General features: G+C 58.7%; 19 protein-coding genes. 15 read left to right on the plus strand and 4 right to left on the minus strand.

What is annotated here, in order from left to right; all coding sequences use genetic code 11:
* Nucleotides 1–47: 47 nt before the first annotated feature.
* The 6 genes from thiB to ilvN all read left to right on the plus strand — a co-directional run bounded on the left by thiB (nucleotide 48) and on the right by ilvN (nucleotide 5,741).
* Nucleotides 48–1,034 (plus strand): thiamine ABC transporter substrate binding subunit, encoded by a 987-nt coding sequence (thiB, locus tag ACUTSW_RS15400; RefSeq protein ID WP_445584801.1) that lies wholly within the window; start codon nucleotides 48–50, stop codon nucleotides 1,032–1,034.
* Nucleotides 1,010–2,614: a thiamine/thiamine pyrophosphate ABC transporter permease ThiP gene (gene thiP, locus ACUTSW_RS15405; protein ID WP_445584802.1), complete on the plus strand. Its 1,605-nt coding sequence runs from the start codon at nucleotides 1,010–1,012 to the stop codon at nucleotides 2,612–2,614. Before thiB ends, thiP begins: the two co-directional genes overlap by 25 nt.
* A gap of 114 nt (nucleotides 2,615–2,728) precedes the next feature.
* Entirely contained in the window at nucleotides 2,729–3,433 is a 705-nt protein-coding gene (gene thiQ / locus ACUTSW_RS15410; protein ID WP_004950092.1) for a thiamine ABC transporter ATP-binding protein ThiQ, read from the plus strand.
* Nucleotides 3,434–3,521: 88 nt separating this feature from the next.
* Nucleotides 3,522–3,638, plus strand: coding sequence for an ilvB operon leader peptide IvbL (gene ivbL, locus ACUTSW_RS15415; protein WP_208295193.1), 117 nt, complete (start codon nucleotides 3,522–3,524; stop codon nucleotides 3,636–3,638).
* 111 nt (nucleotides 3,639–3,749) lie between these two features.
* A complete protein-coding gene (ilvB, locus tag ACUTSW_RS15420; RefSeq protein WP_062791259.1) occupies nucleotides 3,750–5,444 on the plus strand; it encodes an acetolactate synthase large subunit in 1,695 nt (564 codons plus the stop codon).
* A 3-nt stretch (nucleotides 5,445–5,447) separates the two neighbouring features.
* Entirely contained in the window at nucleotides 5,448–5,741 is a 294-nt protein-coding gene (ilvN, locus tag ACUTSW_RS15425) for an acetolactate synthase small subunit (RefSeq protein ID WP_004950087.1), read from the plus strand.
* A gap of 82 nt (nucleotides 5,742–5,823) precedes the next feature.
* On the opposite strand, the gene ACUTSW_RS15430 is transcribed toward ilvN, so the two are convergent.
* The gene (locus ACUTSW_RS15430; RefSeq protein ID WP_063198685.1) at nucleotides 5,824–6,591 is read right to left on the minus strand and encodes a DedA family protein; all 768 of its coding nucleotides are present in this window, start codon (nucleotides 6,589–6,591) and stop codon (nucleotides 5,824–5,826) included.
* A gap of 183 nt (nucleotides 6,592–6,774) precedes the next feature.
* Between ACUTSW_RS15430 and ACUTSW_RS15435 the strand changes: the two genes are divergently transcribed.
* From ACUTSW_RS15435 to rluA, 3 genes are all read left to right on the plus strand, one after another.
* On the plus strand, nucleotides 6,775–9,138 hold the full coding sequence (locus ACUTSW_RS15435; RefSeq protein ID WP_445584803.1) for a DNA polymerase II: 2,364 nt from the start codon (nucleotides 6,775–6,777) through the stop codon (nucleotides 9,136–9,138).
* 269 nt (nucleotides 9,139–9,407) lie between these two features.
* Complete coding sequence (gene rapA / locus ACUTSW_RS15440; RefSeq protein ID WP_062869610.1) at nucleotides 9,408–12,314, plus strand: RNA polymerase-associated protein RapA; 2,907 nt, start codon at nucleotides 9,408–9,410, stop codon at nucleotides 12,312–12,314.
* Between the two features lie 54 nt (nucleotides 12,315–12,368).
* Entirely contained in the window at nucleotides 12,369–13,019 is a 651-nt protein-coding gene (gene rluA / locus ACUTSW_RS15445; RefSeq protein ID WP_062869609.1) for a bifunctional tRNA pseudouridine(32) synthase/23S rRNA pseudouridine(746) synthase RluA, read from the plus strand.
* 40 nt (nucleotides 13,020–13,059) lie between these two features.
* Here the strand turns inward: rluA and djlA are convergent, their stop codons facing one another.
* The gene (djlA, locus tag ACUTSW_RS15450) at nucleotides 13,060–13,866 is read right to left on the minus strand and encodes a co-chaperone DjlA (protein ID WP_062869608.1); all 807 of its coding nucleotides are present in this window, start codon (nucleotides 13,864–13,866) and stop codon (nucleotides 13,060–13,062) included.
* 228 nt (nucleotides 13,867–14,094) lie between these two features.
* On the opposite strand from djlA, the gene lptD reads away from it, so the two are divergent.
* From lptD to apaH, 6 genes are all read left to right on the plus strand, one after another.
* A complete protein-coding gene (lptD, locus tag ACUTSW_RS15455; protein WP_062869607.1) occupies nucleotides 14,095–16,458 on the plus strand; it encodes an LPS assembly protein LptD in 2,364 nt (787 codons plus the stop codon).
* Between the two features lie 65 nt (nucleotides 16,459–16,523).
* Nucleotides 16,524–17,822, plus strand: a complete 1,299-nt coding sequence (gene surA / locus ACUTSW_RS15460; RefSeq protein WP_445584804.1) for a peptidylprolyl isomerase SurA — start codon at nucleotides 16,524–16,526, stop codon at nucleotides 17,820–17,822.
* Nucleotides 17,809–18,801 (plus strand): 4-hydroxythreonine-4-phosphate dehydrogenase PdxA, encoded by a 993-nt coding sequence (pdxA, locus tag ACUTSW_RS15465; RefSeq protein ID WP_445584805.1) that lies wholly within the window; start codon nucleotides 17,809–17,811, stop codon nucleotides 18,799–18,801. The genes surA and pdxA overlap by 14 nt, the downstream gene beginning before the upstream one ends.
* Nucleotides 18,794–19,612: a 16S rRNA (adenine(1518)-N(6)/adenine(1519)-N(6))-dimethyltransferase RsmA gene (gene rsmA / locus ACUTSW_RS15470; protein WP_004950073.1), complete on the plus strand. Its 819-nt coding sequence runs from the start codon at nucleotides 18,794–18,796 to the stop codon at nucleotides 19,610–19,612. The genes pdxA and rsmA overlap by 8 nt, the downstream gene beginning before the upstream one ends.
* A gap of 12 nt (nucleotides 19,613–19,624) precedes the next feature.
* On the plus strand, nucleotides 19,625–20,002 hold the full coding sequence (apaG, locus tag ACUTSW_RS15475) for a Co2+/Mg2+ efflux protein ApaG (protein ID WP_063198674.1): 378 nt from the start codon (nucleotides 19,625–19,627) through the stop codon (nucleotides 20,000–20,002).
* 2 nt (nucleotides 20,003–20,004) lie between these two features.
* Complete coding sequence (gene apaH, locus ACUTSW_RS15480) at nucleotides 20,005–20,856, plus strand: bis(5'-nucleosyl)-tetraphosphatase (symmetrical) ApaH (protein WP_004950070.1); 852 nt, start codon at nucleotides 20,005–20,007, stop codon at nucleotides 20,854–20,856.
* 46 nt (nucleotides 20,857–20,902) lie between these two features.
* Here apaH and ACUTSW_RS15485 read toward each other — a convergent pair whose 3' ends face one another.
* Nucleotides 20,903–22,792 carry a PhoX family protein gene (locus ACUTSW_RS15485; protein ID WP_004950067.1) on the minus strand — a complete coding sequence of 630 codons (1,890 nt, stop codon included), beginning with the start codon at nucleotides 22,790–22,792 and terminating at the stop codon, nucleotides 20,903–20,905.
* A gap of 179 nt (nucleotides 22,793–22,971) precedes the next feature.
* Nucleotides 22,972–23,454, minus strand: a complete 483-nt coding sequence (gene folA, locus ACUTSW_RS15490; protein WP_004950065.1) for a type 3 dihydrofolate reductase — start codon at nucleotides 23,452–23,454, stop codon at nucleotides 22,972–22,974.
* Between the last annotated feature and the right edge of the window lie 132 nt (nucleotides 23,455–23,586).

The raw sequence follows: 23,586 nt of genomic DNA on the forward strand, positions 1-23,586 counted from the left end.
ACCTCGCCCTCAGATACCTTTGCCCCCTTATCTTTCAGGAGTGCAAAGTGGTCAAAAAAAGCCTGCCCTTATTACTGTTGTTGTGTGCCGCTTCAGCGTTTGCCAAGCCCACGTTGACGGTCTACACCTATGATTCCTTCGCGGCCGACTGGGGCCCTGGCCCGGCGGTGAAAAAAGCGTTCGAAGCGGATTGCAACTGCGAGCTGAAATTCGTCGCGCTGGAAGACGGCGTTTCGCTGCTTAACCGCCTGCGCATGGAAGGGAAAAACAGCACCGCCGACGTGGTGCTGGGGCTGGACAACAACCTGCTGCAGGCCGCGCAACAAACCGGTTTATTCGCGCCAAGCCGCGTTGACGGCGCCAAACTGAGCGTGCCGGGCGGCTGGCAGGATAAAACCTTCGTGCCTTATGACTACGGCTACTTTGCCTTCGTTTACAACAAAGACAAGTTGAAGAACCCGCCAAAAAGCCTGCAGGAACTGGTCAACAGCGATCAAAACTGGAAGGTGATCTACGAGGATCCGCGCACCAGCACCCCAGGCCTGGGCCTGCTGCTGTGGATGCAGAAAGTGTTTGGCGATAACGCGCCAGAAGCCTGGCAGAAACTGGCGAAGAAAACCGTCACCGTCACCAAAGGCTGGAGTGAAGCCTACGGCCTGTTCCTGAAAGGCGAAGGCGATCTGGTGCTCAGCTACACCACCTCCCCGGCTTATCATCTGATCGAAGAGAAGAAAGACAGCTACGCCGCGGCCAACTTCAGCGAAGGCCATTATCTGCAGGTGGAAGTGGCAGGCAAACTCAAGGCCAGCAAGCAGCCTGAACTGGCGGAGCGCTTCATGCAATTTATGGTGACCCCGGCGTTCCAGAACACCATTCCAACCGGTAACTGGATGTACCCGGTGATCAAAACTCAACTGCCGGCCGGCTTTGAGCAAATGACCGTACCCCAGACCGCGCTGCAATACAGCGCCGGAGAGGTCGCCAAACAACGCGGTAGCTGGATCCGGGCATGGCAAACCGCCGTCAGCCGCTGATCCCGCACTGGCTCTGGCCGGGGCTGCTGGCCGCCGGCCTGATCCTGACCGTCGCCGCGCTGGCGATGGGCTCGCTGTGGCGGCACGCGCCGGAAAGCGATTGGCGCGGCCTGTGGCAGGACAGCTACCTGTGGCACGTAGTCCGCTTTACCTTCTGGCAGGCGTTGCTGTCTGCGCTGATCTCGGTGCTGCCCGCCATCGCGTTGGCACGTGCGCTATACCGCCGCCGCTTTCCCGGCCGGCTGTTGCTGCTGCGTCTGTGCGCCATGACGCTGGTGCTGCCGGTCTTGGTGGCGGTATTCGGCCTGCTCAGCGTGTATGGCCGACAGGGCTGGCTGGCATTGCTGTGCGGCTGGCTCGGCATCAACTACAGTTTTTCCCCCTATGGTCTGCAGGGCATCCTGCTGGCGCATATGTTCTTCAATCTGCCGCTGGCCGCCCGCCTGTTGCTGCAGGCGCTGGAAAACATTCCGGTCGAACAGCGCCAACTGGCAGCTCAGCTCGGCATGAATGGCTGGCAACAGTTCCGCTTCGTCGAGTGGCCGGCGTTGCGCCGCCAAATCCTGCCGAGCGGCGCGCTGATCTTCATGCTCTGTTTCGCCAGCTTCGCCACCGTGTTGTCACTGGGCGGCGGGCCGCAGGCCACCACCATAGAACTGGCGATCTACCAGGCGCTGAGCTATGACTACGATCTCAGCCGCGCCGCCCTGCTGGCGCTGATCCAGTTGGCGTGCTGTCTGGGCCTGGTCGTGCTCAGCCAGCGGCTGAGCCAGGCGCTGCCGGTCGGTAGTACCCAGGCCCACATCTGGCGCAATCCCGAAGACAGCCTGTGGCGTCGCGCCAGCGATTTTCTGCTGATCGCCGCCGCCCTGCTGTTGCTGTTGCCCCCGCTGCTGGCGGTGATTGCCGATGGCGCCAATCAGACGATGGTCAGCGTCCTGCAACAGCAGGTGCTGTGGCAAGCGCTGTTCACGTCACTGCGTATCGCCCTCGGTGCCGGCGCGTTGTGCGTGGTGTTGACCATGATGCTGCTGTGGAGCAGCCGAGAACTGAAGCTGCAACAGCGGTTGCGCTGGGGCCAAACGCTTGAACTGAGCGGCATGGTGATTCTGGCGATGCCGGGGATCGTGCTGGCCACCGGTTTTTTCCTGCTGTTGAGCGATACTGTCGGGTTGCCGCAATCGCCCTATGCGTTGGTGATCCTCACCAATGCGCTGATGGCGGTACCCTACGCCCTGAAAGTGCTGGAAAACCCGATGCGAGACCTGGCAGAGCGTTACAACCCGCTGTGCCTGTCGCTGGGTATGCACGGCTGGCAGCGGCTGCGCTGGATCGAGCTGAAAGCGCTGCGCCGCCCGCTGGCGCAGGCGCTGGCTTTCGCCTGCGTGCTGTCGATCGGCGATTTCGGCGTGGTTGCCCTGTTTGGCAACGAGCAGTTCCGCACCCTGCCTTTTTACCTGTATCAGCAGATCGGCGCCTATCGCAGCAATGACGGCGCGGTCACCGCACTGTTGCTCCTGCTGCTGTGCTTCCTGCTGTTTACCCTGATCGAACGCTTACCGGGGCGCTCTGCCCAATAGATTTCAAGCTGCAACAAGGCGGCGACTGAGCGCATTCCCAGGAGCTTAGTCCACTAAGTGACTGGGATAAGTGAAGAAAGCCAACACAGCGGCAACTTGAAAGATGAAGGACATATGCTGACGCTTGAAAAACTGACCTATCTGTATGAACACCTGCCGATGCGCTTTGATCTGCGCATCCGGCCGGGCGAACGTGTCGCGGTGCTCGGCCCCAGCGGCGCGGGTAAAAGTACCTTGCTCAGCCTGATCGCCGGTTTCCTGCCGGCCGCCAGCGGCAAGTTGCTGCTGAACGGCAGCGACCACACCGGCACGCCGCCGGCCAAAAGGCCGGTCTCGATGCTGTTTCAGGAAAACAACCTGTTCGCCCACCTGAGGGTGGCGCAGAACATCGGATTGGGCCTTGACCCCGGGCTGCGGCTTAACGCGGACCAGCAACAACAGTTGGCGCAGATTGCCCGCCAGGTGGGGTTGGAGGAGCATCTGCAGCGCCTGCCGTCGCAGCTTTCCGGCGGCCAACGCCAGCGCGCAGCCCTGGCTCGCTGCCTGATCCGCCAGCAGCCCATCCTGCTGCTCGACGAGCCTTTCTCGGCGCTCGATCCCGCGCTGCGCAATGAGATGCTGCAATTGTTGCAAGAGGTTTGCGACCAACGCAACCTGACGCTGCTGATGGTGTCGCACAACCTGGATGACGCCGCACGCATCGCGCCTCGCACCCTGTTGGTGGTCGACGGGCGTATTTATTACGACGGCTCCACGCAGGCGCTGCTGGACGGCAGCGCGCCGGAAGCGCGGGTGCTGGGCATTTCGCACAAACCGTGATCTGCAGCGCGTTTTTTATGCTGGGCAAATAAACCTGTTGTGCGAATTTTTCGCCTGTGGTTTTATAAAAACCTGACTTTTATTACTGATGATAAGGTTCCCTGTGATCGCATCCTCGCTGACTTCGACCCTACTAGTTACCGCGCTACCAGCCGCGGTGATGGTCGTCGTGCGTGTGGTGGTGGTCGTCGGCAATGCGCCGTAGGGTCCGAATCAACGCATCGATTCCCAAACCCCGCCGGCGCAAACCGGGCGGGGTTTCTTGTTTTAGCCCCCTGCCCAGAAAAGCGAACCGGCCCTGAGAAAGGATAGGAACATGGCAATTTCGGGCACGCCACATCAAGGCCAACGCTTCACCGGCGCAGAACTGATCGTTCATTTGCTGGAGCGCCAGGGCATCACCACCGTAGCCGGCATTCCCGGCGGTGCGGCACTGCCGCTGTATGACGCGCTGAGCCAAAGCACTCGCATTCACCACGTGCTGGCACGCCACGAACAGGGCGCGGGCTTTATGGCGCAGGGCATGGCACGCGCCAACGGCAAGGCGGCGGTCTGCATCGCCTCCAGCGGGCCGGGGGCGACCAACCTGGTCACCGCCATCGCCGACGCCAAACTCGATTCCATCCCGCTGGTGTGCATCACCGGCCAGGTGCCCTCTTCCATGATTGGCACCGACGCCTTTCAGGAAGTGGATACCTACGGCATCTCGATTCCCATCACCAAGCACAACCACCTGGTGCGCGACATCCGCGAACTGCCGCAGGTGATCTGCGACGCATTCCGCATCGCCGAATCCGGCCGCCCCGGCCCGGTATGGATTGACGTGCCGAAAGACGTACAAACGGCAGTGATCACTCTGGATGAACTGCCGCCCGTCGCGGTGCCTGACGCAGCGCCGGCCTTCGAAGCCGCAGCAGTGGCGCAAGCCGCCGCAATGATCAACCAGGCCAAGCGCCCGGTGCTGTATCTGGGTGGCGGCATTATCTGCGCCAATGCTTACCAACAAGCGATTGAGCTGGCCGAACGCGCCAACCTGCCGACCACCATGACGCTGATGGCGCTGGGCGCCATGCCGGTGCAGCACCCGTTGTCACTGGGCATGCTGGGGATGCATGCGGCCCGCAGCACCAACTTTATTCTGCAGGAAGCCGATCTGCTGATCGTATTGGGCGCACGCTTTGACGATCGGGCGATTGGCAAAACCGAACAGTTCTGCCCTAACGCCAGCATCATCCACGTGGATATCGACCGCGCCGAACTGGGCAAGGTAAAGCAGGCGAATATTGCCATTCATGCCGACGTCGGCCAGGTGCTGCAACAGCTGTTGCCGCAGATTGAGGCGCAGCCGCGCAGCGAGTGGCTGGACACCGTCAACGGCCTGAAACGCGAGTTCCCGTTCAGCATGCCAAACGCCGAAGATCCGCTGAGCCACTACGGGCTGGTGCTGGCCGCCGCACGCTGCGTGGATGAAAGCGCCATCATTACCACCGACGTGGGCCAGCATCAGATGTGGGTGGCCCAGGCCTATCCACTCAGCCGGCCGCGCCAGTGGCTGACCTCCGGCGGCCTGGGCACCATGGGCTTCGGCCTGCCGGCGGCTATCGGCGCGGCGCTGGCCGAACCGCAGCGCAAAGTGCTGTGCTTCTCCGGCGACGGCAGCCTGATGATGAACATCCAGGAAATGGCTACCGCCGTCGAACACGATTTGGACGTGAAGATTATCCTGATGAACAATCAGGCGCTGGGGCTGGTGCATCAGCAACAAACCCTGTTCTATCAGCAGCGCATCTTTGCCGCCGCCTACCCGAAACGCACCGATTTTATCAAGATTGCCGCCGGGTTCGGGCTGGACACCTGCGATCTGAACGCCGCAGAAGATCCACAGGCCGCGCTGGCCGAGGCGATCCAACGCCCTGGCCCGTGCCTGATCCACGCGCTGATCGATATCAATGAAAAAGTCTTCCCAATGGTGCCGCCGGGCGCCGCCAACATCGACATGATTGGAGAATAAGCCATGTCAGAACAACACAATAATCCACAGGTGATCCTTGAGCTGGCGGTCCGCAACCATCCCGGCGTGATGTCGCACGTGTGCGGTCTGTTTGCGCGCCGCGCCTTCAACGTGGAAGGCATCCTGTGCATGCCGCTGAAAGACGGCAAGCAAAGCCGGATCTGGCTATTGGTGGCGGACGATCAACGGCTGGTGCAGATGATCAGCCAGGTAGAAAAACTCGAGGACGTGCTGCAGGTGAAACGCCACAGCGAAGACGTGCGGGTGTTTGAGCAGTTGGAAGCGTTCTTCCAGTAATGTGGACAAGCGCCAAAGCCTTATCCCCGATGAATTTCACGCGACAGCATTGTTCGCTGCCGCGTGAAAAACGACGGGGATATCAACCGGCCAGTACTTTCCACAACAGGTGACGATACACCGGCATCAACGGCTGTTGGTATAGGGAATAAAAAGCGCCGAAAGCAAGCACCCAACTCAGCACGCAGGCCATCCGCAACCGCACCGGCGACAGCCAGGCGCTCAGCCGATCGGCGCTGCGCTTGCCTTCACGCCACCAACGCCAGCTCAACCAGGCGGCCAGCCAAATCAGCACCACCACCGCAAACAGCAACCATTTGAATAACGCGCTGTTGGCGCTGGCAGGAATGTCTATCGCCACGCCGGCCAAAATACCCGGGAAGAAATAGACCGGCGGCCAGGTGATGCAGCCGATAATGTTAGGCAGGGCGAATTTGTACGGCGGCAGATCGAGCATCCCGGCCACCATCGGCACCAGTGGACGCGTCGGGCCGACAAAACGGCCAATCAGAATGGTCGCCATACTGTGTTGATGCAGCGCGTGCTCGGTCTTGTCCAGCATCGCCTTGTTCTTTTTTAGAAATGACCAGCGGTGCAGCGGCCCCTTGAAAGCGCGGCCGATAAAGTACGAGATCCAGTCCCCCAGCAGGCAACCGAGGATCCCCGCGCCCCAGGCGTAATAGAAATCCACCTGGCCGCTGCCGATCAGCGCGCCGATGCTGGCCATCATTACCGTGCCGGGCAGTAACAACCCCACCAGCGCCAGCGATTCCAGAAACGCGACAAACATGACGACCATCAGAGTGAAAGCCAATGACTGGGTGATCAGATGCTGCAAATAGGCTTCCATAAACCTCTACTCGTTATCAAAAGCGCGTGGGCGTGGGATTGTCCGGTGCGGCCGGAAGTGAGTCAACCGATGAATTGTATGCGTTTTTAGCGGAACCGCCCGGCAATGGACAATGACTGTATAAAAACCCATACTGTAACTTATGCCTATCCCCTTTCAGTTTAGCTTCTCAGGAACCGCGTGATGTCACTCCAACAGGGTTTTCTGCTCACCCGCCACTGGCGCGATACGCCCGCAGGTACCGAGGTGGAGTTCTGGCTGGCGACCGACCACGGGCCGCAGCAACTTCGCCTGCCACCGCAAAACTCCGTAGCCTTTATCCCCGCCGAACAGCGCCAGCGCGCTGAGCTGTTGCTGCGTGAAGAGCGGCAACTGGAGCTGAAAACCCTGCCGCTGACCGATTTCCATCACCGCCCGGTGCTGGGGTTGTATTGCCGCCAGCACCGTCAATTGATCAAACTGGAAAAGCTGCTGAAAGACGGCGGCGTCAATGTCTACGAAGCCGATATCCGCCCGCCGGAGCGCTACCTGATGGAGCGTTTTATCACCGCGCCGGTGTGGTTCAGCGGCCGGCCCAATGGCAGCGGCCCACTGCTCGACGGCCAGATGAAACCGGCGCCGGATTACCGCCCGACGCTGAAAATGGTCTCGCTGGACATTGAAACCACCGCCCACGGCGAGCTGTATTCAATAGCGCTGGAAGGGTGCGGTCAACGCCAGGTGTACATGCTGGGGCCGGCCAACGGCGGCAATGAACCGCTGGATTTCGAGCTGGAATACTGCACCAGCCGTCCACAGATGCTGGAACGGCTGAATCAGTGGCTGGAACGGCACGATCCGGACGCCATCATCGGCTGGAACCTGGTGCAGTTCGATTTGCGCGTGCTGCAAAAACACGCCGAGCGCTACCAAATCCCTCTGCGGCTGGGCCGTGGCGGCAACCTGCTGGAATGGCGCGAACACGGCTTCAAGCAGAATCACTTTTTCGCCTCTGCCGCCGGGCGGCTGATTATCGACGGCATAGAAGCGTTGAAATCCGCCACCTGGAACTTCCCTTCTTTCAGCCTGGAATACGTAGCGCAGGCGCTGCTGGGAGAAGGCAAATCCATCGATAACCCCTACCAGCGGATGGCAGAAATCGATCGGCGCTTCGCCGAAGACAAACCGGCGCTGGCGCGCTACAACCTGAAGGACTGCGAGTTGGTCACGCGGATTTTCGCCAAAGCCGAGCTGCTGACCTTCTTGCTGGAGCGCGCGACCGTCACCGGGCTGGCGGCGGACCGCAGCGGCGGTTCGGTGGCCGCGTTCAGTAATCTGTATATGCCGCGTATGCACCGGCTGGGTTTTGTGGCGCCCAACCTCGGCGAGCAGCCGGAGGAACACAGCCCCGGCGGCTTTGTCATGGATTCCCAACCCGGCCTGTATGACTCGGTGCTGGTGCTGGATTACAAAAGCCTGTACCCGTCGATCATCCGCACCTTCCTGATCGATCCGGTCGGGCTGGTGGAGGGCATGCAGCACCCGGGCGATGCCGATTCGGTACCCGGTTTTCGCCACGCGCGTTTCTCGCGCGGCAAACACTGCCTGCCGGCGATCGTCGAACAGATCTGGCAAGGGCGCGAAGCGGCAAAGCGCCAACAGAACAAACCGTTATCCCAGGCCTTAAAAATCATCATGAACGCGCTGTACGGCGTGTTGGGATCGAGCGGCTGCCGCTTTTTCGATCCCCGTCTGGCGTCGTCGATCACCCTGCGCGGCCATGAGATCATGCGCCAGACGCGCGAACTGATCGAGGCACAGGGCTATCAGGTGATCTACGGCGACACCGATTCCACCTTCGTCTGGCTCAGGCAACCGCACAGCGAACAGCAAGCGGCGCAGATTGGCAGGGCGCTGGTGCAGCAGGTAAACCAATGGTGGCAGCAGCATCTTCAGCAGCAATTCGGGCTCGAGAACGCGCTGGAACTGGAGTTTGAAACCCATTACTCGCGCTTCCTGATGCCCACCATCCGCGGCGCCGAGCAAGGCAGTAAAAAGCGCTATGCCGGGTTGATCGTCAAACCCGACGGCAGCGAAGAAATGGTCTACAAAGGCCTGGAAACGGTGCGTACCGACTGGACGCCGCTGGCGCAACAATTCCAGCAGTTGCTGTACCAGCGCATATTCAAACAGCAGCCGTATCAGGATTTTGTGCGTGAATACGTCAGCAAAACGCTTAACGGCGACTTTGACGATCGGCTGGTCTACCGCAAGCGCCTGCGCAGGAAACTCGACGAGTATCAGCGCAACGTGCCGCCGCACGTCCGCGCAGCACGTATCGCCGACGACTATAATCGTCAACAGGGTCGACCGCTGCAATACCAGAGCGGCGGCTGGATCAGCTACGTCATGACCGTGGCCGGGCCGGAACCCCTGGAGACCCAGCAGTCGGCAATAGATTACCAGCATTATCTGGACCGCCAGTTGCAACCGGTGGCAGACGCTATACTCCCTTTTCTGCATGACGATTTTACCACGCTGGTCACCGGGCAGATGGGGCTATTCTGACATTGCGTCCGCCATGCGGGCTTTGGCGAAGGGTTAAGAAAAATCATCGGGTTTTGCAGGTGACGAACGCGCCGCCTTCCATTACCATAGCGCCCTTCCCAAATTCTGAACCACGCTGCGCCCATGCCGTCTCGCGACGCCCGCATGGCGTGAACAGCTATTGCCCGTCAAATTAAAATAAACCGGGATTAGCAAACGTTTGATACAGGTGCCGCGGCCCTTCCCGCCCGGTAACAAGACTTACTTAAAAAGAATCGAGCCAACAACATATGCCTTTTACACTTGGTCAACGCTGGATCAGCGATACGGAAAGCGAATTAGGTCTGGGAACCGTCGTGGCGCTGGATGTGCGCATGGTTACCCTGCTTTTCCCCGCCACCGGTGAAAACCGCCTCTATGCCAGAAGTGACTCGCCAATCACCCGCGTGATGTTCAATCCGGGCGACACCATCAGTAACCACGAAGGGTGGGAGCTGCAGGTAGAAGAGGTCAAAGAGGATAACGGCCTGCTGACCTATATCGGCACCCGCCTGGACACCCAGGAAAGCGGCGTGGCGATGCGCGAAGTGCTGTTGGACAGCAAGCTGACCTTCAGCAAGCCGCAGGACCGTCTGTTTGCCGGCCAGATCGACCGTATGGATCGCTTCGCCCTGCGTTATCGCGCGCGTAAATACCAAAGCGAGCAGTATCGCCTGCCGTTCGCCGGCCTGCGCGGCATGCGTGCCAGCCTGATCCCACACCAGTTGCACATCGCTTATGAAGTCGGGCAGCGCCATGCGCCGCGCGTACTGCTGGCGGATGAAGTCGGTCTGGGGAAAACCATCGAAGCCGGGATGATCATCCATCAGCAACTGCTGGCAGGCCGCGCCGAGCGCGTACTGATCGTGGTGCCGGAAACGCTCCAGCACCAGTGGCTGGTCGAAATGATGCGCCGCTTCAACCTCTATTTCTCGCTGTTCGACGACAGCCGTTACTCGGAAGCCAAACTCGACAGCAGCAATCCGTTTGAAACCGAACAGCTGGTGATCTGCTCGCTGGACTTCGTGCGCCGCAACAAGCAGCGCCTGGAAGAGCTGGCGGACGCCCAGTGGGATCTGCTGGTGGTCGATGAAGCCCACCACCTGGCCTGGAGCGAAGACGCGCCAAGCCGCGAATACCAGGTCATCGAACAGTTGGCGGAACACATCCCCGGCGTACTGCTGCTGACCGCAACCCCGGAACAACTTGGCCAGCAAAGCCACTTCGCTCGTCTGCGCCTGCTGGATCCGAGCCGTTTCCACGATTACCAAGAATTCGTCAGCGAACAGCAAAAATACCGCCCGGTCGCCGATGCCGTTACCCTGCTGCTGAGCGGCGAGCGTCTGGCCGATGACAAGCTGAACATGCTGGGCGAACTGATCGACGAGCAGGACATCGAACCGCTGCTGAAGGCCGCCAATAGCGACGCCGAGGGCGCCGAGCAGGCGCGCCAGGAGCTGGTCACCATGCTGATGGACCGCCACGGCACCAGCCGCGTGCTGTTCCGCAACACCCGCAACGGCGTTAAAGGCTTCCCGCATCGCAATCTGCACCAGATCAAGCTGCAACTGCCGACCCAGTACCAGACCGCCATCAAAGTGTCCGGCATCATGGGGGCGAAGAAAACGGTTGAAGCGCGCGCACGCGATATGCTGTACCCAGAGCAAATCTACCAGGAATTCGAAGGCGAGAACGCCACCTGGTGGAACTTTGATCCGCGCGTGGAGTGGTTGCTGGACTACCTGGTGGCCAACCGCGATAAGAAAGTGCTGGTGATCTGCGCCAAGGCCGACACCGCGCTGCAACTGGAACAGGTGCTGCGTGAGCGTGAAGCGATCCGCGCTGCGGTGTTCCACGAAGGGCTGTCGATTATCGAACGTGACCGCGCCGCCGCCTACTTCGCTTCAGAAGAAGACGGCGCCCAGGTGTTGCTGTGCTCGGAGATCGGTTCCGAAGGCCGCAACTTCCAGTTCGCCAGCCACCTGGTGATGTTTGATCTGCCGTTCAACCCGGATCTGCTGGAGCAGCGTATCGGCCGTCTGGACCGTATCGGCCAGATGCATGAAATTGAAATCATGGTGCCGTACCTGGAAAACACCGCTCAGGCGGTGCTGGTGCGTTGGTTCCATGAAGGGCTGGATGCCTTTGAGCACACCTGCCCGACCGGCCGCACCATTTATGACAGCGGTTACGAGCAGTTGATCGGCTTCCTGGCTGCGCCGACCGAGCATGAAGGGCTGGACGAATTCATTCACGCCTGCCGCCAACAGCACGATCACCTCAAAGCGCAACTGGAGCAGGGCCGCGATCGCCTGCTGGAAATGCACTCCAACGGCGGCGAGAAAGCTCAGGCACTGGCGGAGGCCATCGCCAATCAGGACAACGACGTCAATCTGGTGGGCTTTGCGCTTAACCTGTTCGACATCGTCGGCATCAACCAGGACGATCGCAGCGACAACCTGATTGTGCTGACGCCGTCCGATCACATGCTGGTGCCGGACTTCCCTGGCCTGCCGCAAGACGGCTGCACCGTCACCTTCGATCGCGAACAGGCGCTGTCGCGTGAAGACGCGCAGTTCGTCAGTTGGGAACACCCGATCATCCGTAACGGCCTGGACCTGATCCTGTCCGGCGATACCGGCAGCTGTGCGGTGTCCCTGTTGAAAAACAAGGCGCTGCCGGTCGGCACCTTGCTGGTCGAACTGGTGTACGTGGTGGAGGCGCAGGCGCCGAAACACCTGCAACTGACCCGCTTCCTGCCACCGACGCCAATCCGCATGCTGATGGACCGCAAAGGCACCAACCTGGCGGCGCAGGTCGAATTCGAAAGCTTCAACCGTCAGTTGAACGCGGTCAACCGCCATACCTCCAGCAAGTTGGTCAACGCCGTACAGCAGGACGTACACGCCATGCTGCAACAGGCGGAAAGCCTGGTTGAAGACCAGGCGCGCGCGCTGATTGAACAGGCGAAACAAGAAGCGGACGACAAGCTGAGCACCGAACTGGCGCGTCTGGAAGCGCTGAAGGCGGTTAACCCGAACATCCGTGATGACGAAGTGGAAGCGCTGGAGTTCAACCGTAAACAGGTACTGGTCAACCTGAATGAAGCGGGATGGCGTCTGGACGCTATCCGTCTGGTGGTGGTCACTCACCAGTAACCTGCGGCACGGGGAACTCCGGTTCCTCGTACGGTCACTTTCAGCGGAGCCAAGATGGAACCCTACAATCCCCCTCAGGACCCGATGCATATTCTGTATCAGGATGAGCACATTATCGTGGTCAACAAGGCCAGCGGCCTGCTGTCGGTGCCCGGCCGAGCGCCGGAAAACAAAGACAGCCTGATGACGCGCATTCAGGCGGACTTTCCGGCAGCCGAATCGGTACATCGCCTGGACATGGCGACCAGCGGAGTGATTGTGGTGGCGCTGAACAAGGCCGCAGAGCGTGAGCTCAAGCGTCAGTTCCGCGAACGCGAGCCGAAGAAATCTTATATCGCCCGCGTGTGGGGCCATCTGGAGCACGATGAAGGGCTGGTGGATTTACCGCTGATTTGCGACTGGCCGAACCGGCCGCTGCAGAAGGTGTGTTTCGAAACCGGCAAAGCGGCGCAAACCGAGTATCTGGTGTTGTCGCGCGATGCCGATGGCAGTACGCGGGTAAAACTGACGCCGATCACCGGCCGCTCTCACCAGTTGCGAGTGCATATGCTGGCGCTGGGCCACCCGATCCTCGGCGATGGGTTCTATGCGCATCCCGAAGCCAAGGCAATGGCGCCGCGATTGCAACTGCATGCGCAGGAACTGCGCATCACCCACCCGGCATTCCTGACGCCGATGCATTTCCGCGCCGAACCGGATTTCTGAATCGCATTTAAAACGGGCCCAGCATGCTGAGCCCTTTTTCTTATTTGAAGCCTTTCTCGCGTTTGATCAGGTCATACGCCGCCTGAATCTCCTGCGCTTTCTGCTTGGCCATTTCCATCATTTCCGGCGGTAAACCTTTCGCTACCAGTTTATCCGGATGGTGTTCGCTCATCAGCTTGCGGTAGGCGCGCTTGATGGTGGTGGCATCGTCACTGCTGCTGACGCCCAGCACTTTGCAGGCATCCTCCAGCGTCGGTCCGCGTTGCGCTTGCTGATAGCCGCCCTGTTGTCCGCCGCCAAACTGGCGCCCGCCTTCCATCATGCTGAGGAACTGATCGAACTGCGCGCGTGAAATGCCCAGTTCTTCAGCGATCACATACAGCACCTGACGTTCGTTCGGATGCAGCGAGCCGTCGGCAAACGCCGCCTGGATTTGAATTTCCAGAAACATCCGAATCAGGTCAAAACGCCCGAAACAGATGCTGCGGAACTGCTGCAGCGTCTCTCTCAGCGGGAACTGGCTCTGTTTGCCTTCGCGAAACGCCTGCTGCGCCGCCGTACGGGCTTCCCCGTGCAGTTGCAGACGATCCATAAACAGGCTGGCGATCTGAATATCCGCCTCGGTAACGCGCCCTTTTGATTTGGTCAGGTGACCCATCACCTGAAAAGTGGTGCGGAAAAACAGCGTTTGCCGCGTTTGCTGATCGGCGAAAAAGCCCCGGCTGCGCTTGTTGCTGCGCGCAGTGTCGATCATATGACCGACAATCAGCCCCAAAACTACACCCCAGAATCCCGCGCCAGCCCAAATGGCAACGATGACCCCGAGCAGTTTTCCCCAATACTGCATATACTCCTCAATTATCATGCCGAAAGCCGCCGGCTCCCTTGTGTCTTAGATAAGGGTTAAGGCGATTTTTCCCAGGATTTGGATTATCATACCTGTCATTTATCTTTGCGCCTAACGACGACGCAAGTAAACGGCAGGATTTAACACTAGCGCAACGCAGATGAGTGATATAGTCTCTGACCGTTTGCCGGACATGACGCCTCTGATGACGGAACACCAAAACCGCGTATGAAAAAAAGTTTCCCAACACTGCTGGCCACAATGATTTGGACGGCACTCTACAGTCAGCACGCGCTGGCTGATCTGGCCGAGCAATGCATGCTTGGCGTCCCTGTTTATGACAAACCGCTGGTCAGCGGCGATCCGAACAGCCTGCCTGTCACTATCAATGCGGATGACTCTAAAGCAGACTATCCGAAAAGCGCCCTGTTCACTGGCAACGTGAATATTGAACAAGGCAACAGCACCCTGACCGCCAAGCAAGTGGAACTGAACCAGACGCAAACTCCGGGGCAGGCCGAACCGGTGCGCACCGTGACTGCGACTGGCGACGTGCACTACAGCGACAATCAGATCAAGCTGAAAGGCCCGAAAGCCTGGTCAAATCTGAACAACAAAGATACCGACGTCTATGAAGGCGACTACCAAATGGTAGGCCGTCAGGGGCGTGGCGACGCCGATAAAATGAAGATGCGCGGCGCCAACCGTTACACCATTCTGGAAAACGGTACCTTCACCTCTTGTTTGCCTGGCGACAACAGCTGGAGCGTCGTCGGTTCAGAAGTGATCCACGACCGCGAAGAGCAGGTGGCCGAAGTCTGGAACGCCCGCTTCAAAATCGGTGGCGTACCGGTGTTTTACAGCCCGTACCTGCAATTGCCGGTCGGCGATAAACGCCGTTCAGGTTTCCTGATCCCGAATGCAAAATACGGCAGCAGCAATGGCTTTGAGTTCATGTTGCCGTATTACTGGAACATCGCACCTAACTTCGACGCCACCATCACACCGCACTACATGTCCAAACGTGGCCTGCAGTGGCAGAACGAATTCCGCTATCTGGTGCAACCCGGCCTGGGCCTGATGGAGTTCGACTGGTTGCCGGACGACAAGGAATACAGCAAGGATAACCCTGACGACAGCACCCGTTGGTTGTTCTTCTGGAAACACAACGGCGTGATGGATCAGGTGTGGCGTTTCAACGTCGACTACACCAAAGTCAGCGACTCCAAATACTTTACCGATCTGGACTCGAAATACGGCTCAACCACCGACGGTTACGCAACGCAGAAATTCAGCGTCGGCTATGCCATCGACAACTGGGATGCCACCTTAAGCTCCAAGCAGTTCCAGATCTATGACGACACCGACCGCAGCCAATCGGATTCGTACAAGGTTCAGCCGCAGTTGGACCTGAACTACTATAAAAACGATCTCGGTCCGTTCGATTTACGCATTTACGGCCAGGCGGCCAAGTTCACCAGCGTTAACCCCTACAGCCCGGATGCGACCCGTTTGCACCTGGAGCCGACGCTCAATCTGCCGTTGACCAACGGTTGGGCCAGCCTGAACACCGAAGCCAAACTGCTGGCCACCCATTATCAGCAGGATATTCCTGACGGCTTTGCCAACAACTACAAGAGCCGTACCGGCAACGACGCGCCAGACCTGCAAGACTCGGTCAACCGTGTGCTACCGCAGTTCAAGGTCGACGGCAAGCTGGTGTTCGAGCGCCCGATGATCTGGACAGAAGGCGCTACCCAGACCCTCGAACCGCGCTTCCAGTACCTGTACGTGCCTTATCGCGACCAAAGCAACATCTACACCTACGACACCACGCTGCTGCAGACCGACTACTCCGGCCTGTTCCGCGACCGGACATATAGCGGCCTGGATCGCATCGCCTCGCAGAACCGTGTATCCACCGGTTTAACCACGCGAATTTATGATGACGCGCTGGTTGAACGTTTTAACGCTTCCGTGGGTCAAATCTACTACTTCAGCCGTTCGCGTACCGGCGACCAGACGACGAACTACGACAACAACGATAATACCGGCAGCCTGGCTTGGGCTGGCGATACCTATTGGAAGATTGACGATCGTTGGGGACTGCGTGGCGGGCTGCAGTATGATACGCGCCTGAACAGCATTTCATTGGGCAACGGCGTGCTGGAGTACCGCCAGGACGCTGAACGCGTTCTGCAGTTGAACTACCGCTACGCAACGCCGGAATATATCCAGACGGCGCTGAACACCCGGCAGGTTCCAGCCTATCAGGACGGGATCTCTCAGGTGGGCGTAACCGGCAGTTGGCCGATTGTCGATCGCTGGTCAATCGTGGGCGCTTATTACTACGACACCCGCGCGCAACAGTCCGCCGATCAGTTGCTCGGTCTGAAGTACAACACCTGCTGCTGGGCGGTGACTCTGGGCTATGAACGCAAGATCACCGACTGGAACAACAGCAACCAAAGCAGCGTTTATGACAACAAAGTTTCATTCAATATCGAACTGCGTGGCCTGAGCAGCGATCACAGCCTGGGCTCCGCGGAAATGCTGCGTTCCGGCATTCTGCCTTACCAGCGTGCGTTTTGATACTTTGTAACACTTTGAAAACGACAACTTTCACCCGCATTTGCGGATTACAGAATGGGAAATGTATGAAGAACTGGAGAACGCTTATTCTCGGATTGGTGGTTTGCGCCAATACCGCGTTCGCAGCACCCCAAGAAGTGGATAAAGTCGCCGCCGTCGTGGATAACGGCGTAGTGCTTGAGAGCGACGTTAACAGTCTGTTGCAGTCGGTGAAGCTCAACGCGCAACAGGCCGGCCAGCAATTGCCGGATGACGCTACGCTGCGTCACCAGATCCTCGAACGTCTGATTATGGATAACATCCAGCTGCAGATGGCCAAGAAAATGGGGATCGCCGTTTCCGACGCCGATCTGGACAAAGCCATCGGCAATATCGCCGCACAGAACAAAATGAGCATCGACCAGATGCGCAGCCGCCTGGCGTACGAAGGGCTGAACTACAACACCTATCGTTCCCAGATCCGCAAGGAAATGCTGATTTCTGAAGTGCGCAACAACGAAGTGCGCCGTCGCGTCACTATCCTGCCTCAGGAAGTCGACGCACTGGCAAAACAGGTTGGTGCCCAGAACGGCAGCGATACTGAGATGAACATCAGCCATATCCTGATCCCGTTGCCGGAAAACCCGTCGCAGCAGCAGGTTGACGAAGCGGAAGCCCTGGCCAAAAAGCTGATGGGTGAAATCAACGGCGGCGCCGATTTCGGCAAACTGGCGATCTCTTATTCTGCCGACTCACAGGCGCTGAAAGGCGGCAACATGGGCTGGGGCAAGCTGCAGGAAATCCCTACCCTGTTTGCCGAAAGACTGGCTACCGCCAAAAAAGGCGACGTGGTCGGCCCGATCCGCTCCGGTGTCGGTTTCCACATTCTGAAAGTGAATGATATCCGCGGTGCCAACCAGTCCGTGTCCGTCACCGAGGTTCATGCACGCCACATTCTGCTGAAACCTTCTGTGGTGCTGACCGACGATCAGGCTCGCGCCAAGCTTCAGGCAGTAGCCGAAGCCATCAAGAGCGGTAACGCCAAGTTTGCTGACGAAGCCAAACAGCTGTCTCAGGATCCGGGTTCTGCGTTGCAGGGCGGCGATCTGGGCTGGGCTTCTCCGGACATTTACGATCCGGCCTTCCGCGATGCGTTGATGAAGCTAAGCAAAGGCGAAGTCAGCAAACCGGTGCACTCCTCCTTCGGTTGGCACCTGATTCAGTTGCTGGATACCCGCCAGGTGGACAAAACCGACGCCGCGCAGAAAGATCGCGCTTACCGCATGCTGTTCAATCGCAAGTTTGCTGAAGAAGCGCAGACCTGGATGCAGGAACAACGTGCACAGGCTTACGTGAAGATCCTCGACGGTAATGCACAACAATAATCGCATAGTCATCACCCCCGGCGAGCCTGCCGGGGTTGGGCCGGATTTAGTGGCAGCGCTGGCGCAACAGGATTGGCCTGTTGAACTGGTGGTGTGCGCGGATCCGGCCTTGTTGCTTGAGCGCGCCCGGCAGTTGAACCTGCCGTTGCAGCTTCGCGACTATCAGGCGGGCCACCCCGCCCAGCCGCAGCGCGCGGGTACCCTGACGGTGCTGCCGGTCGCCACCGCCCAGCCGGTGGTCGCGGGCGAGCTGAACGTGGGCAACAGCGCCTATGTGGTGGAAACCCTGGCACGCGCCTGCGATGGTTGCCTGAACGGCGAGTTCGCCGCGCTGATTACCGGCCCGGTGAACAAAGGCGTGATCAACGACGCTGGCGTGCCCTTTATCGGCCATACCGAATTCTTTGCCGATCGCAGCGGTTGCGATCGCGTAGTGATGATGCTGGCAACCGAAGAACTGCGCGTAGCGCTGGCGACCACTCACCTGCCGTTATTGGCGGTGCCGGGCGCCATCACTCGTCAAAGCCTGTTCGAAGTCATCCGCATACTCGACCAGGATCTGAAAACCAAATTTGGCATCGCCCAGCCGCAGATTTATGTCTGCGGGCTGAACCCGCACGCCGGGGAAGGCGGCCACATGGGGCGCGAAGAGATTGATACCATCATCCCGGCGCTCGATGCGCTGCGGGCTGAAGGTATTCATCTTATCGGCCCGCTACCGGCGGACACCCTGTTCCAGCCCAAGTATCTGCAACATGCCGATGCTGTGCTGGCGATGTATCACGATCAGGGTCTGCCGGTGCTAAAATACCAAGGGTTCGGCCGGGCGGTAAATATTACCCTCGGTTTGCCTTTTATCCGTACCTCGGTCGACCACGGTACCGCTTTAGAACTTGCAGGCACCGGCACCGCCGATGCGGGCAGTTTCAAAACGGCCTTGAATCTCGCCATTAAAATGATAATTAATTGTAATGAATAATAAAGTCCACCAAGGGCACTTTGCCCGCAAACGCTTTGGACAGAACTTTTTAACCGATCAGTTTGTCATCGATAGCATTGTCTCCGCCATTCACCCGATGCCGGGTGAAGCGGTGGTTGAAATAGGCCCCGGCCTGGGCGCACTGACCGAGCCGGTAGGCGCACGCATGGACCGCATGACGGTGATTGAGCTGGACCGCGATCTGGCGGCCCGCCTGGCAAACCACCCGCAGCTGAAAGACAAACTGACCATTCACCAGCAAGATGCCATGACGGTGAATTTCGCCGAGATGGCCGAGCAGGCCGGCCAACCGCTGCGCGTGTTTGGCAACCTGCCGTACAACATTTCGACGCCGCTGATGTTCCACCTTTTCAGCTATACTCAGGCCATTCGCGACATGCACTTTATGTTGCAAAAAGAGGTGGTCAACCGCCTGGTTGCAGGCCCGAACAGCAAAGCCTACGGGCGTTTGACCGTGATGGCGCAGTACTACTGCAACGTGATTCCGGTGCTGGAAGTGCCACCCACCTCGTTCACGCCGGCGCCGAAAGTGGATTCCGCCGTGGTACGTCTGGTGCCGCACCAGGTGAACCCAAATCCGGTGGGTGATGTGCGTATGCTTAGCCGCATTACCACTCAGGCATTCAACCAACGCCGGAAAACCGTTCGCAACAGCCTGGGCGATCTGTTCACCCCAGAGCAGTTGACGGAATTAGGTGTCGATCCGACGTTAAGAGCAGAGAATATTTCTGTGGCGCAATACTGTAAGCTGGCTAACTGGCTTTCAGCCAACCCCACGCCGCAGCAATAAGGAGTAGTGGTCATGATTGATTCGCCCCGTGTATGTATTCAGGTACAAAGTATCTACGTGGAATCACAGTCGATACCTGAAGAAGAACGTTACGTCTTCGCTTATACCATCACCATCCGCAACCTGGGGCGTTTCAACGTGCAACTGCTCGGCCGTTATTGGCTAATCACCAACGCCAATGGCCGCCAAACCGAAGTTCAGGGCGAAGGCGTGGTCGGCGAACAGCCGCTCATCCCGCCCGGCGGTGAATTCCAATACACCAGCGGCGCGGTTCTTGAAACGCCGTTGGGTACCATGGAAGGCCATTACGAGATGGTTGATCATCAGGGTCAGCCATTCCGCACTGCCATTCCCGTGTTCCGCTTAGCTATCCCAACGCTGATTCACTAACTATGTCGACATATCTTATCGGCGACGTTCATGGTTGTTTTGATGAACTTCAATCGCTATTGGCCCAGGTGGCTTTCGATCCTCAAAGCGACCGACTGTGGCTGACCGGCGATCTTGTCGCCCGCGGCCCCGGCTCGCTGGACGTGTTGCGCTACGTGCGTTCGCTTGGCCCTGCGGTACGCATGGTGTTGGGCAACCACGATCTGCATCTGCTGGCCGTCTATGCCGGTATTAGCCGCAACAAACCCAAAGACCGCATTACCCCGCTGCTGGAAGCCCCGGATGCCGATGAGCTGATCAACTGGCTGCGCCGCCAGCCGGTGCTGCAGGTGGATGAGGAACTCAAACTGGTGATGGCGCATGCCGGCATCACGCCGCAGTGGGATATTGAAACCGCCCAACTGTGCGCCCGCGAAGTAGAAGCGGTACTGAGCAGCGACAGCTATCCGTTGTTCCTGGATGCCATGTACGGCGATATGCCGAACAACTGGGCCCCGGAACTGAGTGGGTTGGCGCGCCTGCGTTTCAGTACCAATGCCCTGACGCGCATGCGCTACTGTTTCCCGAATGGCCAGCTCGACATGATCTGCAAAGATGCGCCGGGCACCGCCCCTGCGCCGCTGAAGCCCTGGTTTGAATTGCCGCGTTTAGTGGATCCTGAATACACCATTATCTTTGGTCATTGGGCGTCGCTGGAAGGTAAGGGCACGCCAGAAGGCATTGTCGGCCTCGATACCGGCTGTTGCTGGGGAGGCGATCTGACCATGTTGCGCTGGGAAGACCAACAGTACTTCACTCAACCTTCGAACCGCCGCGATATACTCGACAACGCGAATACGCTGGCAGCGTCATAATAAAACCGGGGCGGTTCGACGCCGCCCCGGCCTTTTCCGTTTAAGCTTAAGCGCCAATCACCCCGCCATCCTCACGCGTAATCATCAAGACTGACGAACGCGGACGCGGGCTGTTGTTCGGGAAATGGGAGTCGCCTTCTTCCCCCGGATGCTGCACGTTGACGAACATCGTCTTGTAATCCGGCGTGAAGGTGATGCCGGTCAGCTCGCACGATTTAGGCCCAACCATAAAGCGGCGGATTTCACCGCTCAGCGGGTCCCCCACCAGCATTTGGTTATTCCCCTGCCCGGCATAATCGCCCTTGTTACTGTACTTGCCGTCGGTGAGGATCCACAGGCGCCCAGCCTTATCAAAACCCAGCCCGTCAGGGCTGTTAAAGGTATTATCTGCGGTGATGTTCGGCGTACCGCGATTGACCCCTTCCGGATGCGCGATCGGGTTGCCGCACAGCGCATAAATATCCCAGGTAAAAGCGGCTGCGGTGGCGTCGCCGCCCTCATCCCAGCGGATAATCTGGCCGTAAACATTGTTCGGTCGCGGATTGGCGGCGTTCAGCGGCATGCCTTCTTCACCGCGCTTGCTGTTATTGGTCAGCGTGCAATAAGCGCGCCCGTCATGCGGGTTCACGGCGATCCATTCAGGGCGATCCATTTTGGTTGCCCCCACCTGCGCCGCTGCCTTGCGTGCGAAGATCAACACTTCCGCCTCATCACGGAAGCCGTTTTCCGGCGTCAGGCCGTTTTTGCCGAATTCCAGCGCAATCCAGCGCCCAGTCCCTTTCAGCGGCGTACCGCCGGCGTCACCGTCAAACTGCGCCACATACAGCGTGCCTTCATCCAGCAAGCTGCGGTTATTGGCCGGATTGGCGATGTCAACCAGGCCTTTAGAGACGTACTTGTAGATATGCTCGCCACGCTCGTCGTCACCCATATAGACCACCAGACGCCCATCTTTAGCGACGGTCACCGCGGCATTTTCATGCTTGAAGCGACCCAGCGCAGTGTGTTTGATTGGCGTTGACGTAGGGTTCATCGGGTCGATTTCAACGATCCAGCCGTGGCGGTTGAATTCGTTCGGGTTCTTCGCCACGTCAAAGCGCTCATCATAGTCCGGCCAGTTGCGCTCAGGTTCGCTGACCTTCAGCGTATAGCGCTTCTGTTCTGCCGTAGTTTGATAGTCGGCCTGGTGGGTGCCGAAATAGGTATCGAAATTCTCTTCGCAGGTCAGGTAGGTGCCCCAGGGCGTTTTGCCGTTAGCGCAGTTGCCGAAAGTACCCAATACTTTGCGTCCGGTGGGATCGGCCGCGGTTTGCAGCAGCGGATGACCGGCGGCCGGGCCGCTGAACTGCATTTCGGTGTTGGCGGTGATACGGCGGTTGTAGCGCGAAGGGCGCTCCACCTCCCAGCGTTGGCTATCGCCGGCGCGCTTCACCGCCACAATGGAAACGCCATGCGCCGCCTGGGATTTACGTACGTCCTCCAGGCTGGTGGCCTTGCTGCCGCCGTGGGCGAACAGGTACTGCTCATTCACGTATTCGTTGTTGATGGCCATCACACCGTGATTGTCATCAATCGGGAAGAAGCTCATGCCGTCATTGTTGTCGCCAAACTGCTTCTCCTGATCGGCGGCGCTGTTGTTGCCCTGGGCGTCAAATGCGGCGGCGCCCTCCACCAGCGGCTCCCCCCAGGAGATCAACACCTCGGCGCGATACCCCGGCGCAATCACCACTTCGTCGGCGGTGGAGGCTGCAATGCCTTTAAAGCCCAACAGCTTGTTCGGCGGCAAATCCTCGGCCAGCGCCTCGGCGGAAACCGTCCAGATGCCGCCGCCAAGGAATCCCGCCAGGCCAACAGCGCCTGCGCTGCCGAGCAGCAGTTTACGACGGGTGGGATCGGTCAGGCGGTCGGCGTCTAGTTGCTCAATTTTGCTCGTCATGTGTCTGCTTCCTTTTTAAATGGCGCCGCGATCAAGATTCACCAGAGTTGCCGGGCGCTCGAAGTTGAGCTTCATACTAATCAGGAAGTGTGACGAAAATGTTACAACTAAGCGGCGCAAAAACGACAAAGGGCACAATCTCTTGTGCCCTTTGGGAGGAGGTAGCTAACGCCCGAAAATCAACGGCGTTCTAAAATCTCAAAGCAGTAGCTGTGAGAGTTCAGCTCGTCAGCATCGTGGAATTCGCTGAACGAAGTTTCCCATTCGTCCGGCTCATAGTCCGGGAAATGGGTGTCGCCACCGACTTCGGCGTCGATATGCGTCAGATACATACGGTCAGCACGCGCCAGGAACTGGGTATAGATATGCCCACCGCCCATGACCATGACTTCTTCCACATCACCGGCCGCGGCCAGCGCCTCGTCCAAAGACGTAGCCCAGGTCACCCCGGTTTCACTGCCGGGACGGCTGCTTAAAACGATGTTATGGCGGCCCGGCAGCGGGCGACCAATGGACTCGAACGTTTTACGGCCCATAATGACCGGTTTATTCAGCGTGTTACGTTTAAACCACGCTAAGTCCGCCGGCAAATGCCACGGCATGGCGTTTTCCATACCAATAACGCGATCCGCCGCCAAGGCAGCGATCAGGCTGATAATCATTGTTAAACCCTGTGTAGGCAGCAAAATTGCTCACACTATACGTAAAGGCCTATCCGTCGTCGATAGGCTAATCAAGCAAGATGAATATATAAGATAGCTCTTATCAGTATATCTAATAACCAGCGTTTACGG

This window comes from Serratia sp. TSA_198.1 (genome assembly GCF_052686505.1).